At 37.3% G+C, this 18383-nt stretch carries 15 protein-coding genes; all 15 read left to right on the forward strand.

Translation table 11 applies throughout. The annotated features are described in order from the left end of the window. The first annotated feature begins 84 nt into the window (after positions 1-84). The 15 genes from gyrA to cydB all read left to right on the forward strand — a co-directional run bounded on the left by gyrA (position 85) and on the right by cydB (position 18286). Complete coding sequence (gyrA, locus tag EVJ48_01100) at positions 85-2478, forward strand: DNA gyrase subunit A (GenBank protein RZV40580.1); 2394 nt, start codon at positions 85-87, stop codon at positions 2476-2478. Continuing rightward, positions 2471-3493 (forward strand): NAD(P)-dependent glycerol-3-phosphate dehydrogenase, encoded by a 1023-nt coding sequence (locus tag EVJ48_01105; protein RZV40546.1) that lies wholly within the window; start codon positions 2471-2473, stop codon positions 3491-3493. The genes gyrA and EVJ48_01105 overlap by 8 nt, the downstream gene beginning before the upstream one ends. 59 nt (positions 3494-3552) lie before the next feature. After that, complete coding sequence (locus EVJ48_01110) at positions 3553-3975, forward strand: OsmC family peroxiredoxin (GenBank protein ID RZV40547.1); 423 nt, start codon at positions 3553-3555, stop codon at positions 3973-3975. Between the two features lie 11 nt (positions 3976-3986). Continuing rightward, positions 3987-4559 carry an AmmeMemoRadiSam system protein A gene (amrA, locus tag EVJ48_01115; GenBank protein ID RZV40548.1) on the forward strand — a complete coding sequence of 191 codons (573 nt, stop codon included), beginning with the start codon at positions 3987-3989 and terminating at the stop codon, positions 4557-4559. Further along, on the forward strand, positions 4559-5203 hold the full coding sequence (locus EVJ48_01120; protein RZV40549.1) for a bifunctional precorrin-2 dehydrogenase/sirohydrochlorin ferrochelatase: 645 nt from the start codon (positions 4559-4561) through the stop codon (positions 5201-5203). The genes amrA and EVJ48_01120 overlap by 1 nt, the downstream gene beginning before the upstream one ends. Positions 5204-5209: 6 nt before the next feature. Beyond that, positions 5210-6028: a hypothetical protein gene (locus EVJ48_01125; protein RZV40550.1), complete on the forward strand. Its 819-nt coding sequence runs from the start codon at positions 5210-5212 to the stop codon at positions 6026-6028. A 38-nt stretch (positions 6029-6066) separates the two neighbouring features. Next, positions 6067-7452: a glutamyl-tRNA reductase gene (locus tag EVJ48_01130; GenBank protein ID RZV40551.1), complete on the forward strand. Its 1386-nt coding sequence runs from the start codon at positions 6067-6069 to the stop codon at positions 7450-7452. A 10-nt stretch (positions 7453-7462) separates the two neighbouring features. Further along, the gene (gene hemC / locus EVJ48_01135; protein RZV40552.1) at positions 7463-8419 is read left to right on the forward strand and encodes a hydroxymethylbilane synthase; all 957 of its coding nucleotides are present in this window, start codon (positions 7463-7465) and stop codon (positions 8417-8419) included. Between the two features lie 38 nt (positions 8420-8457). Next, positions 8458-10071 (forward strand): uroporphyrinogen-III C-methyltransferase, encoded by a 1614-nt coding sequence (cobA, locus tag EVJ48_01140; GenBank protein ID RZV40553.1) that lies wholly within the window; start codon positions 8458-8460, stop codon positions 10069-10071. A 14-nt stretch (positions 10072-10085) separates the two neighbouring features. After that, complete coding sequence (gene ahbC, locus EVJ48_01145; protein RZV40554.1) at positions 10086-11276, forward strand: 12,18-didecarboxysiroheme deacetylase; 1191 nt, start codon at positions 10086-10088, stop codon at positions 11274-11276. A gap of 34 nt (positions 11277-11310) precedes the next feature. After that, the gene (locus EVJ48_01150; GenBank protein ID RZV40581.1) at positions 11311-12414 is read left to right on the forward strand and encodes a radical SAM protein; all 1104 of its coding nucleotides are present in this window, start codon (positions 11311-11313) and stop codon (positions 12412-12414) included. Positions 12415-12434: 20 nt separating this feature from the next. Beyond that, entirely contained in the window at positions 12435-12854 is a 420-nt protein-coding gene (locus EVJ48_01155; protein RZV40555.1) for a hypothetical protein, read from the forward strand. A 5-nt stretch (positions 12855-12859) separates the two neighbouring features. Next, on the forward strand, positions 12860-15559 hold the full coding sequence (gene polA, locus EVJ48_01160; GenBank protein RZV40556.1) for a DNA polymerase I: 2700 nt from the start codon (positions 12860-12862) through the stop codon (positions 15557-15559). Between the two features lie 283 nt (positions 15560-15842). Then, positions 15843-17246 carry a cytochrome ubiquinol oxidase subunit I gene (locus EVJ48_01165; GenBank protein RZV40557.1) on the forward strand — a complete coding sequence of 468 codons (1404 nt, stop codon included), beginning with the start codon at positions 15843-15845 and terminating at the stop codon, positions 17244-17246. Between the two features lie 23 nt (positions 17247-17269). Continuing rightward, positions 17270-18286 (forward strand): cytochrome d ubiquinol oxidase subunit II, encoded by a 1017-nt coding sequence (gene cydB, locus EVJ48_01170; protein ID RZV40558.1) that lies wholly within the window; start codon positions 17270-17272, stop codon positions 18284-18286. Positions 18287-18383 lie beyond the last annotated feature (97 nt).

Here is an 18383-nt window from a genome sequence, read left to right on the forward strand (position 1 = left end):
TCTACCCCGTATTTAAATAAATAAATACAAAGGAGAAAAATTTTGGAACAAACAAGCATTATCAACATTAACATTGAAGACGAGATGAGGCAGTCCTACTTAGATTACGCGATGAGCGTTATTATAGGCAGGGCGCTTCCCGAAGTAAAAGACGGATTAAAGCCCGTTCACAGAAGAATTCTTTTTGCTATGAACGAAATAGGCAATGATTTTAATAAACCGTATAAAAAATCCGCAAGAATCGTCGGAGACGTTATAGGTAAATATCATCCTCACGGCGATGCGGCGGTTTACGATGCAACCGTCAGGATGGCGCAGGATTTTTCTTTAAGATATCCTCTCGTCGACGGACAGGGAAACTTTGGTTCTATAGACGGCGATCCGCCTGCGGCTATGAGATATACGGAAATAAGGATGACTAAGCTTTCGTCTTTCCTTTTAGACGATATAGATTTTGAAACCGTAGATTTTACTCCGAACTATGATGGTTCTTTGCAAGAACCTGCAGTTTTGCCGGCTAAATTTCCGAATCTTTTAGTTAATGGTTCGTCGGGAATAGCGGTCGGCATGTCATCAAATATACCGCCGCATAATCTTACGGAAGCCGTGGATGCAGTTCTTTATTATATGGATAATCCGGAATGCGTTATAGACGAACTTATGCAAATAATTAAAGGCCCCGATTTTCCTACCGGAGGCATTATTTACGGTTATTCGGGAATCAATAATTATTTTAACACGGGAAGAGGGCTAGTTAAAGTAAGGGCAAGACATCATTTTGAAAAAGCAAAAATAATTATTACGGAGATACCATATCAGGTCAACAAGTCTAAAATACTTGAACGCATAGCGGAACTCGTAAAGGAAAAAAAAATAGAAGGGATATCGGATCTTCGCGACGAATCGGACAGGGAGGGAATGAGGGTAGTTATAGAACTAAAAAGAGACGCAAACGAAACCGTCGTAATGAACAACCTGTTTAAACACACCCAACTCGAGGAAACTTTCGGAGTAATTTTTCTTGCGATAGTAAATAACCAGCCTAAAATTTTAAATATAAAGGATATGCTGGCTCTTTTCGTAGATTTCAGAAAAGAAGTCGTAACGAAAAGAACGATATTCGAACTGAAAAAGGCCGAAGCGCGTCTTCATATATTGGAGGCCTTTAAAGTCGTAGCGCAAAATATAGACGAAGTTATAGAACTCATTAAAACTTCTGCATCTCCTTCCGCCGCCAAAGAACGTCTTATGCAGAAATACAGCTTTTCCGAAATTCAGGCACGGGCGGTACTCGACTTAAAATTGGAAAAAATCACTAATCTTGAACGCGAACATATTATTAAAGAATACGAAGAAATATTGGATAAAGTAAAAAAATTAAGAGAACTGCTTGCCAGCGAAAAACTTATAAAAGACGTTATAAAAGAAGAGCTTAAAATTATAAGAGAGAAATTCGGCGACGAAAGAAAGACGGAGATAGTGCCGGAGGAAAACGAAACAGAACTGATAGATCTTATTCCCAATGAAGCAATGATAGTTATGATGACGGAAAACGGCTACATTAAAAGAACCAAACTTTCGACTTTCAAGGCTCAAAACAGGGGAGGCAAAGGTCAGACGGGCATAAAATCCAAAGAAGAAGATTTTGTGGCAAGTTCTTTTTGCGCAAATACGCATGATAATATTCTTTTCATTTCAAATTTTGGAAACGCGTATAAATTAAACGTTTACGCTATACCGGAAACTCTTAAAACCTCGAAAGGCAAACCGATAGTAAATCTTCTTAGCTTAAAAGAAAAAGAAACCGTTTCGTCAGTGCTTCCTATTAAAAGTTTCGACGTTAATTACTCTATATTTATAGCAACTAAAAAGGGGCAGATAATAAAAACATCTTTAGATAAGTTTTCAAATATCAGAAAAAACGGTTTAATAGCCATAAAACTTAAAGAAGGCGACGAAGTCATAAGTACCAGGATAGTTGACAATGCCTTAAAAAATCAGCTTGTAGTTATCGCTACGAAAAACGGAAAATCCCTTTGCGCGGACGTGGATAATTTTAGAACGCTTGGAAGGGGAGCTATGGGCGTAAGAGGCATAGCTCTTTCAAAAAACGACGAGGTGGTGTCTATGGACGTTCTTTCTTCGGAAAACGATTATCTTGTCTCTATAACGGAAAAAGGTTACGGCAAAAAAACTATCATGACCGAATTTAGGAAGCAGAGCAGGGGCGGCAAGGGGATAATAGCCGTTAAAACGGGAGCGAGAAACGGATTTGTCGTTTCCGTGCTTAAAGCTTCGGGAGATAACGATATAATCTTAATAACCTCTAACGGTAAAATTATAAGGATTAACGAGTCTAATTTAAGAAGCATAGGAAGAAACACTATGGGCGTTAAATTAGTCAATTTGGACGAAACCGAAAGAGTAGTCAGCGCCGTAATATCGTCAAACGATTTAATGACGGAAGATTATGAATAAAACCGTGGGAATTATCGGTTCGGGGAGTTTTGGAACGGCTTTAGCCGTTAATTTTTCAAAATTTGCGGACGAAGTTTATTTAAAATGCAGGAATAAAGAGTTTGCCGAAGAATTAAAAATAAAAAGATATAACGAATACTATCTAAAGGATGTCAGGCTGGACGAAAATATAACGGTAACAGACGATTATGAAACCGTTTTTAAAAATTGTAAAATTATATTTTTAACCGTTCCGTCCAAGGCGCTAAAGAGTACTCTTTTAGATATAAAAAAAAAGGAAGATAAATTTGATTTCGGCTCGTATATATTTTTAAACACCGCTAAAGGGATGGGAGACGAGTCCATGAATTTGCCGAGCGAGGTTTTTAAAAGCGTATTCGGAGATAAAATGTTAGAAAGATATGCAGTTTTAAGCGGTCCTAGTTTTGCGGCGGAAGTTTCAAGGTATCTGCCTACCGCAGTATGCATTGCATCGCAAAACAATGAAATTTTAAATGAAATAAAAAATTTTTTTAAAAAAGCGGTACACTTTAGAGTATATACTTTAAACGACGTTAAAGGGGTAGAGCTTGGAGGTTCGCTTAAAAACGTAATTGCTATTGCAGCTGGAGTTTCCGACGGTTTTGGACTCGGCAACAATGCCAGGGCGGCTCTTCTTACCCGCGGTATCGTCGAAATGACTAGATTCGGCGAGGTTATGGGGGCGGATAGTCAAACTTTTACCGGACTTTCAGGTATAGGCGATTTAATGCTTACCGCAGCATCCGACTTAAGCAGAAACAGAACGGTGGGGCTAAGGATAGGTAGAGGGGAAAATATAGATTATATTTTAAAAGGAATGAAGATGGTTGCGGAAGGAGTTGCGACGACAAAATCGGTGCATAATATAGCTAAAGAAAAAAACATTTATATGCCCATTACCGAAGTGGTTTACTCCATTCTTTACGAAGGGCTGAAGCCTTCCGATGCCATAATAAAACTTTTGGAAAGAGACATAAAAGACGAGTTTATCTGATTGTAGTACAAGAATTGAATTCCGGTACTACGCAAAAAAATTGAAAGTAAGGAGGCATTATGGGGATAAAATTAGAATATTTAAAAAATTTACAATTTAAAGCAGTTTCCGAACATAACGAAAACTATTCTATATTATTGGATACGTCTAAAGATACCGGAGGCGACGAAGCAGGCATAAGACCTACCGATTTGATTATGGTAAGTCTCGCCGGATGCAGTTCTATGGATATAATATCCATTTTAAAGAAAAAAAAGCAAATTATTACCGATTTTAAAGTAAACGTGACGGGCGAAAGAGCGGATACCCATCCCAGAGTTTTTACAAAAATAACCGTAATTTATGAATTTACCGGAGAAAATATCGAAGAACAGGCCGTCATAAGGTCTATAGAACTTTCTAAAGATAAATATTGCAGCGTTTGGGCTATGCTGAAACAGTGCGTAGATATAGAATGGTCATATAAAATTAAAAATTGTTAGAGGCGATAAACATGAAAAATTACGATTTAACGGAAAACGAAAAATCCGTTTTGTTAAAAATAGCCAGACGATCGATAGAGGACAGTTTTAACCGCAGTAGAGATTTATATATTAACTCTAAAGATTTAATTTCTTCGTTGACCGACAATCTTAAGGCAGACGCGGGCGTATTTGTCACCCTTAAAACAAAAGGCGAGCAATTAAGAGGATGCATAGGCAATTTTAATTTTAATATTCCCGTTTATCAAAATGTTTATAACATGGCAAAAGAAGCGGCTTTCAGCGATCCAAGATTTATGCCGCTAAACGATGTCGAACTTAAAAACGTCAAAATTGAAATATCCGTTTTGACTCCTCTTCAAAAAATAGACGACCTTGAAAAAATAGAAATAGGGAAACACGGTTTATATATTATAAAAAACGGTCGCCACGGAGTTCTGCTTCCCCAGGTCGCTACAGAAAACGGTATGGACAGGCAACAGTTTTTGGAGGCGGTTTCGATGAAAGCAGGCCTTCCCTCCGACGCATATAAGCAAGGCGCAGAAATTCTTATTTTTTCGGCTATAGTTTTCGGTGAAAATTGATGAAATATTATCCCGTCAACCTTAATATTGCTGGAAAAAAAGTCCTAGTCGTCGGCGGCGGTTCGGTTGCTTCCAGAAAAGTCGAAAGGCTTCATGAGCGCGGAGCCGATATAACGGTTATAGCCCCTGAAGTATCGGAAGAAATTAAAAAACTTGCCGATAAAAACGCTTTAAAAATTATAGAAAGAATATATGAAGCAGGCGATGAGAAAGGAGCGTTTGCCGTATTCTGTGCGGTATCGGCTGGAGATGAAAATTCCAATATGGAAAAAAAACTTTACGAAAGATGCGTTAAAAGAAATATTTTAATAAATGTCGCCGATAAGCCGGATTTTTGTACTTTCACGCTTCCTGCGCTTGTTTCCAGGGGCGAGTTCGACATAGCTATTTTTACTAGCGGACACAGTCCTAGGCTTGCCAGAAAAATCAGGGAAGATTTAGAAAAAGTTTACGGAGAAGAATACGATACTTACGTAAAAATCCTCGGTTTTATAAGGAAAGAGATTAAATTAAAAAAATATCCGCAGAATAAAAATCAGGAGCTTTTTGAAGAATTAATAAATTCTGATCTTTTCGATATTATAAAGGATAAACGATTTTCCGAAGCGAGTCTTTTTATAAGCAATTTTATCAAGAGGGCATAAACCATAATGCTTAAAGAATTATATTTAATTCCTTTAATTATTTATATATTATCCTATGTCGTTTTTACGTTTAAAGATAAAAAATTCCATAAAGTTTTTACTTATTTAGTTTATGCGGGATTTATATGCCAGAGCATAATTTTTTTAACATTTTTGGGCATTAAAGGGCTTGCCGTTCCTGTTCACATAGACAAGTTCGTTTTTTTTAATGCATGGATTTTAATGTTGGTAGTAGTAATATTTAGTTTTTTTTATAAAGTGGAATATATTTTATTATATATTACCCCTTTAGTCGCGCTAAATTTGTTCATAGCTTTTTTTGTTCCGCATATTCGTATAATGCCGATTATGGCAAATACCGATAGAGTTATTCTTCTTACGCATATATTGCTTATATTGATAGGCGATTCTCTTTTTGCCCTTTCTTTTATAGTTTCTTTAATATATATTTTTCAGGAAAGAAAAATAAAGAATAAAAAGAATTTGAAAATTTTAGATATGTCTTCAGGCGTGGGCTACAATTTGGAACTGCTGGATAACATAAATTATATTTGCTTAAAAGTAGGTTTCCCGTTTATAACTATAGGAATAGTTATGGGAATTTATCTGTCGAGTTCTTTATTTAAAACGTTTTTGGTCGTAAAGCCGATTGAAATTATGTCTTTGATAACATGGTTTATTTATGCCGTTTTATTGCACGAAAGGATGGCAAAAGGCCTGAGAGGAAAGAGGGCGGCTGTTTTCGGCATCATAGGTTTTCTGCTTATATTAGCCAGCTTAAGTTTCTCTTTTTATTTTTTTCCGGCTTTTCATGGATTTGAATAATTAATAAATTTAAGACATATTATAGTATAATAAATTTCATGGATATTTTAATTATTGGGTTAAATCATAAGACCTCAAATATAAACGAAAGGGAGACGGTTTCAAAAAAACTTCTCACGGCGGAACTGAGGCGGGAGTTTATCGAAAAACTGCTTGAACTCAAAGATGAAGCAGGCAGACAGCTTATAAAAGAAACAGCCGTTCTTACGACATGCAACAGGTCCGAATTTATAATGAATCTTTCTTACTGGACTCAGGGAAAAGGCGGACATGCGATTAAAAATTACATCGCAAAATATTTTTTCGACGATTTGGAAAAGGAAAAAATTTTATATATGCATCTCAACGAAGATGCCGTAAGACATCTTTTTACGGTAGCGTCAAGTTTAGATTCCATGATAATAGGCGAGCCGCAGATACTCGGTCAGTTAAAAGGAGCTTATAATGAGGCTTGCAAGTTTAATACCAGCGGCCAGTTTTTAAATAAACTGTTCCATAAAGCTTTTAACTGCGCAAAAACGGTCAGAACGGAAACTAAAATAGCGGCTTCTCCAGTGTCGGTCAGCTATGCCGCCGTAGAACTGTCCCGCAAAATTTTTAACGGTTTGGAAGATAAAAAAGTGCTTCTTCTCGGTGCAGGCGAAATGGGCAAACTTACAGTAAAACATTTTATAAAATACGGCGTAAAAAATATCAATATAGCAAACAGAACCGCCGAGAAAGCGCTCAGGTTCGTCGAAGAATCTTTTGAAGATAAGGAAAAAAGATATTTAAACGTAATAGATTTTTCGGAATATTACAAAAACTTGCCGAATTCCGATATCGTTTTGTGTTCTACGGGTTCGGAAGATTATATATTAAAGTATGAAGATATCTTACCGGTTATAAAAATGCGCAAACAGAAACCTTTATTTTTAATCGATATTTCTATGCCGAGAAACATAGATCCGGAAATAAATAAAATACCCAACGTTTATTTATTCGACATAGACGATATAGGGAAAATGATAGAAAACAATATGGAAATAAGGAAGCATGAAGCCGATGCGGCTATAGATTTAATAAATGCCGCGGTAGGCGAGTTTATGAACTGGAAAGAGTCCCTAAATGCCGTTCCTGTTATAATTTCTTTAAGAAATAAAATTAAAAATCTGCTTGAATCCGAACTTTCAAGATATATAACCGACGAAAAAGAAAAAGATATAGTTGTTAATTCATTAACAAACAAACTGCTTCATGAACCGACAATGCTGATTAAAAAGTCGTGTTTAAATCCTGATGGAATAAATTCTATTAAAACCGTCAAGGCTCTTTTTAATCTTGATGCAGAAGATTATCAGGATATTTCCAAAGATGCCTCTAAAAAGCATGCTGCGGAATCGGATACGTCATATAACGAAACTAAAATAAAACTTGTAAAATAAAAGGCGAACTTTGAAAATTAAATTAGGAACAAGAGGAAGCAAACTTGCTTTATATCAGGCAAATCTAGTTAAAAGCATACTGGAATCGCATTACGAAAGTTTAAATGAAACCGTTAGCGTAGAAATAATAACGGTAAAAACGACCGGAGATAGAATTTTAAATGCTTCGTTAAGCAGTTTCGGCGGAAAAGGTTTGTTCGTCAAAGAAATAGAAGAAGCTCTTTTTAACGGCGGTATAGATATTGCCGTTCACAGCTTAAAAGACGTGCCTCAAGTAATTCCGGAAGGCTTGGAAATAGGCGTTACGCTTAAAAGAGATGATCCAAGCGACTGCATAATACTTAAGAAAAAGCCGCAATCGCCTTTAACGGGTTATATCCAAGATTTAACCGGACTTTTAAAAAAAGACGCGATCGTCGGCACTTCAAGTTTAAGAAGACGCTCTCTTTTGAACAGATATTCAGAAGGCCTTATATTCGAGCCGTTAAGAGGTAATATAGATACGAGATTGGGAAAAGTTAAAAAAGGTTTTTTCGATGCGATAGTTTTATCATCTTCAGGATTAGCCAGGCTTAATCTTCAGTCTTATATAGACGCTTATTTAGACCCTTCCATATATATACCCCAGTGCGGACAGGGGGTAATAGCAGTGGAATATAAAACAATCAGAGACGATATTAAAGAAATTATGAAACCTTTAAACGACGAAGACACTTTTAAGGCGGTTTTTGCGGAAAGGGCGTGCATTAGAGCATTGGACTGCGGGTGCGCTTCGCCGGTAGGCGCATATGCTTACATTAAAGACGGTGAAATTTACATAAAAGGTTTTGTTTCAAATACCGCAGGGGAATACTTAGAAGATGAATTTAAGGGCAAGAAAGAAGATTATGAAAATATCGGTAACGGCTTGGCATTAAGACTTATCGAAAAAGGCGCAGTAGGAATACTCGGGAAAAATAATCTGTAAAATAATAAATTAAAAATTAAAAAGGAATTTAAAATCATATGAAGACTAAAGAAGTAAAAAAAACCGGTAAAGTTTATCTTGCGGGAGCCGGCCCCGGAGATCCCGAACTGCTTACGCTTAAAACCAAAAGAATTCTATGTGAAGCCGACGTAATAATTTACGACAGCCTTATTTCCGAGGAAATTTTATCTTTTGCAAAAGAAGGATGCGAAATAATTTATGCCGGCAAAAGATCTTCAAACCACACTCTTCCTCAATATTCCATCAACGAACTTCTTGCAGAAAAAGCTAAAAACAACAGCGTCGTTTTAAGGCTTAAAGGAGGCGACCCTTATCTTTTCGGAAGAGGCGGGGAAGAAGCCGAAAGGCTGTTTAAAGACAATATCGAATTTGAGGTAATACCGGGTATTTCTTCTTCCTTTGCCGTTCCTGCTTATGCGGGAATACCGTTGACCCACAGAGATTACGCTTCTACGGTAGCTATTGTTACGGGACATGAGGGGGAGCATAAGGAAAAAAGCACGATAAACTGGAAAGGATTAGCGGGAGCCGATACTATCGTCATATTAATGGGTTATAAAAATTTAGATTCCAATACTAAAAATTTAATAGAAGCAGGAAAAGATAAAGATACACCCTGCGCGGTTATTCAGGAAGGAACTACCTTAAACCAGAAAGCCGCTGTAGGCACTTTAAGCACTATAGCCGAAGAGGTAGAAAAAAAAGGATTAAAAAGTCCGATGATATTAATCGTGGGCAACGTAGTAAAATTAAGAAATACGCTGAACTGGTTCGAAACGAGGCAGTTAAGCGGTTTAAGCGTTATAGTTACCAGAGGCGAGGGGCAATCGGGAACGCTGTCGGGAAAACTTAAGAAGCTCGGCGCATTCGTAATAAATCTTCCTCTTATAAAAATAATGAAAGAAAGTAAAAATATAGATGAAACTAAAATCGATAAAGTTATAGGCAATATTAAACAGTACGATTATTTAATTTTTACCAGCGCAAATGCAGTTTCGGGATTTTTCGGCCGTTTTTTTTCAAAAGGAATGGATACAAGAGCGTTTCCAGGTAAAAAAATTATTTCGGTAGGCAAAGTTTCCTCAACGGAGCTTTTAAAATACGGCGTAATTCCCGATATAATTCCGTCCGAGCCTTCCCAGACCGGAATAATAGATGTCTTAAAGGACGTCAATATTAAAGATAAAAAGATTCTTTTTCCGCAGGCTTTAAAAATCAACAAAGACCTTCCGGAATTTCTTGCTTCTAAGGGAGCCCATGTCGAAAATTTGCCCGTTTATGAAACCGTAGTGCCGGAAGAGTCTAAAGAAGCTATAAAAGAAGTTTTTGTTTCCCTAAAAAAAACAGGCAAAAATATAGGTCTGCCGGATAATTTAGATTTAAAAAATATTCTGGTTACTTTTACAAGCTATTCCACCGTAGAAAATTTTGCAAACGCTTTAAAAGATATCGACGAAAATCTTTTGAAAAAAGTCGTTTCTTCAGGCGTTAAGTTTGCAAGCATAGGAAACAAAACGGCCGAATATGCGTTGGGATTTGGCATAAAATCTGATATAATATCTAAAGACGTTAATATAGATTCGCTTATAGACGGAATATTAGGTTATTATAAAAAAGATAAAAAAAACTAAAGGAGAAGATATAAATGATAGGAATTTCAAAACTTTACTGCGGAGGGGTTCACGCCTCGGACGCACTCAGATACGGGCGCATGTCCAGCAAACTTCCTTCGCATCTTTTGCAGTTTTCGGAAGATAAAAAACCCGTTATAGTATGGAACATGACGAGAACTTGCAATTTAAACTGCGTTCACTGCTATTCGCAGTCTAAAAACCTTCAATACAACAACGAGCTTACTCTTGAAGAAGGAAAAGCTTTTATAGACGATATATCCGTTTTCGGCTCTCCGGTTATGCTTTTTTCAGGCGGAGAACCTTTGATGCACCCCAATTTTTTAGACTTGTGTTTTTATGCAAAGTCTAAAGGAATGAGAGCGGTTATTTCGACCAACGGAACGCTTATTACGAGAGAACTGGCAAAAGAATTAAAAAAAGTCGGATTATCTTACGTTGGCGTAAGCTTAGACGGTTTAGAACCGGTTCACGACAAGTTCAGGGGCAAAAAGGGCGCTTTCAGGGAAGCGATAGAAGGTATAAATTATGCCAAGGAAGCGGGCATTAAGGTGGGACTCAGGTTTACGATAAACAAAAGAAATGCAGAGGAAATACCCGGAATTTTTAAACTCATGGAAGAAGAAAATATTCCGAGAATCTGTTTTTATCATCTTGTTTATGCGGGAAGAGGAACAAAGCTTATGGAAGAGGACTTAACGCATGAAGAGACGAGGCAGACGGTAGATACCATACTTGAACTGACCAAAGAGATTTATTCAAGGGACAATCAAAAAGAAGTCCTCACGGTGGACAACCATGCCGACGGTCCTTATATTTATTTAAAACTTTTAAAAGAAGGCAAAACCGAAGAAGCCGCAAACGTTATGAGCCTGCTTAAAATGAACGGCGGAAACAGTTCCGGAGTAGGCATAGGATGCGTCAGCTGGGACGGCGAAGTTTATGCCGACCAGTTTTGGAGGCACTATTCTTTCGGAAACGTGAAGGAAAGAAAATTCAGCGAAATATGGACGGACACCTCAAATCCTTTAATGAAACAGCTTAAAAACAAAAAAGAATACGTAAAAGGAAAATGTAAAACCTGTAAATGGCTCGATATATGCAACGGAAATTTCAGAGTAAGGTCCGAAGCGAAAGAAGACGACTTATGGTCGCCGGATCCGGCCTGCTATTTGACCGAAGAGGAGATACACGATGCAAAATAACCATATGTCTAATCCGCATGGTCATCCGGCAGGCATGACGCACGGCGGAGCAATGCCCAAAAAAAACGAACTAAGATTGGTTTTCTGGGAGCTTACCGCAAGATGCAACCTTAAATGCGTTCACTGCAGGGCGGAAGCGCAGATGGAAAGACAGGAAGACGAACTTTCGACGGAAAAATGTTTCAGCGTCATAGACGATTTATGCAAGTTCAGCAGTCCGATACTTATTTTAACGGGAGGCGAGCCGCTTTACAGGGAAGATATTTTCGATATAGCCGAATATGCGACTAAAAAAGGCTTAAGAGTGGCGCTTGCCACCAACGGAACTTTAGTCGACGAAAAAGTTGCAAAGCGGATTATAGGAAGCGGTATTAAAAGAGTCTCTATAAGTCTTGACGGTTCAAACGCCAAAACCCACGATTCATTCAGGATGATACCGGGTTCTTTCGAGAGCGCTTTTAACGGAATTAAAAATCTGCAGAAAGAAGGCATAGAAGTTCAGGTAAACACGACTATAGCAAGGCATAATGAAGACGAAGTACCGGATATACTTGAATTAGCTATTAAAAACAATTTAAAAGCCCTGCATATATTTATGCTTGTGCCGGTAGGTTGCGGAGTTCAAATTGCCGATTCCCAGATGCTCGATAAGCAGAAATATGAAGATATACTTTCCTGGTTTTACGACAAGACTATGGAGTTTAGAGGTAAAATAGAATTAAAAGCGACCTGCGCGCCTCATTTTTTTAGAATTATGCATAAAAAGGCAAAAGACGCAGGCATAACTATAACTCCTGAAACGCACGGAATGAATGCAGTTACCAAAGGATGCCTTGCCGGAAGCGGAGTGATGTTTATATCGAGAAAGGGAATAGTCCAGCCGTGCGGATATCTTCCCGTTCAGGCGGGAGACGTTACAAAGCAGTCTGCCGAAGAGATATGGAATGGTTCCGAGGTATTTTTAAATTTAAGGGATACGGGACTTTTAAAGGGCAAATGCGGTATATGCGAATATAAAAAAGTCTGTGAAGGCTGCAGGGCAAGAGCTTATTACGAAAAAGGAGATTATATGGAAGAAGAGCCTTACTGTATTTACGAACCGCTAAGAGGAAGAAGCGCTTTAATCGGCGATAAATAATTACTATAATAAATTGATTTATGAATAAAAAAGCAAACGTCCTTCACAGATTTATCGCAAAGACTATAGATTTGCTGATATTCGGTTTTTTAAGCGAGATGTTTTATCCTTACGGTTATCTGGCCGGAGTTCTTTATCTGCTGATTGCCGACGGCTTTTTTGACGGGGCTAGCTTAGGCAAAAGGCTGATAGGATTAAAAGTTACGACCGGCATAGATAATAAACAGCCGGAGTTTAAAGAATCCATTATAAGAAATTCTTTTATTGCCGTACCCCTGCTTTTTTCTTTTATACCTTTAGTAGGGTATTTTTTATTGGTCGTAATCGGCGCTATTATATATGCGGCGGAAATATATTTTATTATGAAAAGTCCGGAAGGCGACAGGCTCGGCGATAGATTTGCCTTTACCCACGTAATAGACGTTCCAAGAAATAAATAAAAAACATGGAAAAAGACAGCATTAAAGCCGATCTTTTTTTGATAGATTCCAGTTCCTATTTTTACAGGGCATTTTATGCCCTTCCTCCGCTTACAAATTCAAAAGGAAAACCTACAGGCGCCGCTTTGGGATATACCAGGATGCTTATGAAGCTAATTAAAGAAGCGGATATAAAATACGGCGCATGCCTGTTCGATTCCGAAGAAAGTTTCAGGAAGCAGTCGTACGAGGCTTATAAAGCCAATAGAAAAGGAATGCCCGAAGATTTGGTTTCGCAGGTCGATTACCTAACCGATATTTCTTATCTGCTGGGGTTTGAAACGTTTAAGCTTAACGGATACGAGGCGGACGATTTAATAGCCCGAACGGTAAAAAACTTTGAAGGCGGCGATGCGTCTATCTGTATAGTTAGCAGCGATAAAGACCTTAAACAACTGCTCTCCGATAAAGTTTTTATGTACGATGCCCTTAAAAATAAAATTATCACAAAAAATATTTTTGAGGAAGAAAACGGAATCAAGCCGGAAGAATACAGATATGTTTTGGCGCTTATGGGAGATGCGTCGGATAATATACCAGGAATTAAAGGGATTGGCGAGAAAACTGCATTTGCGCTTATTAAAGAATATAAAAATTTAGACGGCATTTATAAAAACATAGATAATATTAAGAAGCCTAAGCTTAAAGAACTTTTATTAATATACAAAGAAGATGCTTATAAAAGTTTAGAGCTTGCATCTTTCTATGAAGATATTAGCTTAAATGAAGCGTATTTTATTCCCGGTTCGGGAAAATCTTTGGAAAATAGTAAAGTATTTAATGTCATTGAAGATTTTGCTTTAAAAGAAAAAAACAAGGCCGGTCTTTATAAAGTTTTTAAAGAGCTTGAATTTAATTCGCTTATAAAAGATTTAGGAGTCGAAAATAATAAAACGGAAGAGTCGGATAAAGATACGGAATATACCGAGAATACTATCCAAGCCGTTTCTCAAAATTATTCAGAAGACGGCGAATTTCTTTCTGTTTACGTCGATTTTACAGAAAAAAAGAAAGAATTATTCGACGACGAATCAAATCCCATATATATTTATTCTAAAGAAACAGGGCCTGTATCTTACGGGCTTAAAGATATTTATGAAGGCAAACGTTTAAAGGATTTATTAAAAGACGCTTCCGTTTTAAAAATAGGGTGCGGACTTAATGCCGCAAAACTGTTTTTGGAAAATAACGGAATCGAATTCAACGGACTTTATTTCGATATAAAAATAGCATCCTATCTTTTGAATCCTATAAAACACAAACATACTTTCGAAGATATCGAAGCGGAATTTCAAGAAAAGCTTAAGCCGTTAAAATCTGAAGAATCAAACAATTATGCTCTTACCGTCTATCGATTGTATAAAATTTTGAAAGCCGAAATAGAAACCGACGATGCTTTAAAACGCCTGTTCAACGAAGTCGATATGCCGCTTTCGGCGGTCCTTTTCGAAATGGAAAAAGCCGGATTTAAAGTGGACAAAGATATGCTTATGTCTTTATCGGCATCATTAGATTCCGACTCAAAAAAACTTACCGGAATAATACATAAAATCGCAGGCAGAGAATTTAATATTAATTCGCCTAAACAGCTTAGCGCAATTATGTTCGACGAGATGAACTTTAAGCGCGTCAAAAAAAACAGCACCGATATAGAAGTTCTTCAGACGTTAAAAGCAGAATTTGAAATACTTCTCGGAAACGGCAATGAAGATAAAACCTTAAGAGATTATCTTTTATTTTTGGACAGTTTAATATCTTACAGGAACAAGGTTAAGCTTAAAACGGCTTTCGTCGACGTGCTTCTAAGGGAAATAGACAAATACGACAGGGTTCACACTTCTTTTTCTCAAATAACTACTTCTACCGGAAGGCTTGCAAGCCAGAGCCCAAATCTTCAGAATATTCCCGTTTCGGGAGAAGAAGGGATTAAAATAAGGCGCTCTTTTATAGCTAAAGACGGCTGTATTCTTCTTTCTGCGGATTATTCCCAGATTGATTTAAGGGTAATGGCATCTATTTCAGGGGATAAATCCTTAATCGAAAGTTTTAAAAATAACGAAGATATTCACGCAAAAACTGCGGGGGAAATTTTCGGTGTCGGCGCCGATGCCGTCGATAAAGATATGAGGAGAAAGGCAAAAGTAATTAATTTTGGAATAATTTACGGCATGAGCCCTTTCGGCTTATCCAAAGAACTCGGTATTTCATCGGAGGAAGCAAGGCATTATATAGATTTATATTTTAAAAACCATCCCGCAATTAAAGAATATATGGAAAAAACGGTTAAAGAGGCAAAGACAAACGGATTCGTCAGAACGGCTTTCGGAAGAAAATGCTATATAGAAAACATAAATTCCCGAATAAGAAATTTATCTTCGTTTTCGGAAAGGGCGGCGATAAACGCTCCTATTCAAGGAACCGCCTCCGATATAATTAAAATTGCCATGGTAAATATTTATAAATACATTCAAAACGACGAAATTTTAAAAAACTCCGCAACAATGCTCCTGCAGGTTCACGACGAACTGATATTCGAAATAGAAGAATCAATAGCGAACAGCTTCGCAAAAGTCATCGCTCCCCTAATGACCGATCAAAATCTTCTGTCAGGCGTTCCGCTGTCCGTAAATATAGGTACCGCAAAAAACTGGGCGGAAGCTCACTAAGAAGTAAAAACCAAATAATTTTAACATCTTTTAATATTTTTTCTTGACAAATTTTTTACATGTGGTATAAATAAGATAAATAGGATTAAATTTATCCTGATTATTTTTTTGACAATTTTCAATTATGAGATAAAATTTTATTAAATAATATTAAATTTTAATTGATTAATAAAATATATCACTTATTTAATTTTATTTTAATTGTTTTTGATATAGAGTTGAGTTTTACATTTGTTCTTATATAATTTTAATTTAATTTTTTTCTAACTTTAAGGGGTGCTTTATGGATAGTACAGCTTTATTACTGGCGCGTATCCAGTTTGGAATGACGGCCTTTTTCCACTTTCTTTACCCGCCCTTGACCATCGGTTTGGGCTTGCTTTTAGTAATAACCGAAGGAACTTACGTTTTTACCAAAGATCAAGAGTACTTAAGAATTACCCGTTTTTTTGCAAAATTATTTGCTATTAACTTTGTCGTAGGCGTTGCATCGGGAATCGTTATGGAGTTTCAGTTCGGAACGAACTGGGCGCAGTATTCGTCTTTTGTAGGGGCTATATTTGGTTCTCCTCTTGCAATAGAAGGGCTGTTTGCTTTTTTTATGGAATCTATTTTCGTGGGCGTTATGCTTCTCGGATGGAACAGGCTTTCCGCTAAAGCCCACTGGGTATCTACCATACTTGTCGCATTCGGTTCTACTTTGTCCGGAGTATGGATATTAGTAGCAAATTCATGGATGCAGACGCCTGCAGGCTACAAAATAGGTTCAAATGGAATACCTAAAATGACAAACTTCTGGCAGATGGTATTTAATCCTTATTTTCCGTCGGAATTTACTCATGTCATAATGGGCGCATGGGAGTATTCAGCTTTTTTTATGGCGGGCGTTGCAGCATGGTTTTTAATTAAAAACAATAAAGATACGGTAATGAGGAAGGCTTTAAAAGTAGCCGTTATATTCGGCGTAATAGTTGCCTGCGGTCAGATTATAGTCGGAGATATCGGAGCAAGAGAAGTAGTAAAATACCAGCCGACTAAGCTGGCAATGATGGAAGCTCTCTGGCATTCCCAGAGATATGCACCGGAAACGCTTTTTGCCCTGCCTAACAATGCAACGGAATCTAACGGACCGCAAATCGGAATACCGAGTATGTTGAGCATGCTTTCATATTTAAATCCGGCCGCAAAAGTTATGGGTTTAAATGCGGCTATAAGATATATCAATAAAAAAGATTCAAAATTAGATCACACCAAGCTGACTCTTGCAATGTTTCCGCCCGTATGGATTGTGTTTTGGTCGTTTCATATAATGATGTATTTTGGATTTTATTTTGCTTTAGTTATGCTTATAGCTCTATATCTTTTACTCAAAAACAAACTGTTCGACAGCCCGAAAATGCTAAAATTATTATCGTTTTCTACGTTTTTGCCGTTAATAGCAATCGAATTAGGTTGGTTTACGACAGAAATAGGAAGACAGCCGTTTACGGTTTACGGTCTTTTGACGACTTTTAATTCGGTTTCTAAAAACGTAAGCGCAGTCGATTTAGGTTTGTCGATAACTATGTTTGTTTTGATTTATATAACCTTGGCTTCTTTTGCGGTTTATCTGTTTAAAAGGGAACTAAAGGAAAGAGTTGAAGGTAAAGACGAACTTGCCGGCGAATCTGCAAAGGCAGCAAATTAAAATAATCAGGAGGTGTCATTATCATGAACTTAAATATATTATGGTTTATTCTTGTTGCCGTTATAATTTTGGGCTGGTCGGTTATGGACGGATTCGATTACGGCGTAGGCGGACTTTTAAATTTCATAGCTAAAAACAATGAAGAAAAAAGATACGTTATTAACGCAATAGGTCCTGTTTGGGACGGGAACCAGGTATGGCTTATACTTGGAGGCGGCGCAGTTTTTGCGGCTTTTCCGTTAGTTTATGCGTCGATTTTCAGCGGATTCTATCTTGCAATGATGTTAGTCGTATGGCTGATAATATTCAGGGCGGTTTCATTTGAATTTAGAAGCAAGGTTGAAAGTGCTAAATGGAGAAACTTTTGGGATACGGACATTACCGTAACCGGTCTCGGTATTGCCTTACTGCTCGGCGTGGCTATAGCAAATATATTGATGGGAGTTCCGCTGAATAAAGAGCATATCGATTATCAGTCGCTTTTCAGCCTCTTAAATATTTTCGGCTTGGTAGGCGGTCTAATATCCCTTTCCATGTTTTTAATGCACGGCTCTACTTATTTAATTATGAAAACCGAAGGAGAGGTTCAGCAGAGGGCAAGGGCTTTCGCTAAAGGATTTGCCGTAGCCTTTATAATCGTAACTTTGCTGTTTTTAATAATTTCGCCGATATTTGCTCCAAGGCTTCTAGGAAACAGTTTTGGCATAATAGGCGACCTCGTTCCGGTTATAATGTTTATAGGGGCTATAGGAGTTATACTGACGGCAGGGTCTTCAAGCGATATAAAGCCGTTTGCATATTCTATCGTTGCTATTATCGGCGCTGTTGCAAGTTTAGCCGTCGGCATATTTCCGAATATAGTTCCGTCTTCAATTAATACAAAATACAGTTTAAATATATATAATTCGGCTTCAAACCATCTAACGCTTTTAGTTATGCTAATAGCGACTATTATCGGTTTGCCGCTGGTTTTAATATATGCAATTTACGCATATAAAAAGTTTGGCTTAAAGGTAAAAATGGACGACAGCAGTTATTGATTTTTTTTATGTATATATTTTAACCTTTACCAAAATGCCCTATAATAAAATTAACCCCCCTTAATTTTTTATAGGGCATTTTTTTACCTTATATTAT

Origin of the sequence: Candidatus Acidulodesulfobacterium acidiphilum (genome assembly GCA_008534395.1) — a bacterium.
GTDB lineage: Bacteria > SZUA-79 > SZUA-79 > Acidulodesulfobacterales > Acidulodesulfobacteraceae > Acidulodesulfobacterium_A > Acidulodesulfobacterium_A acidiphilum.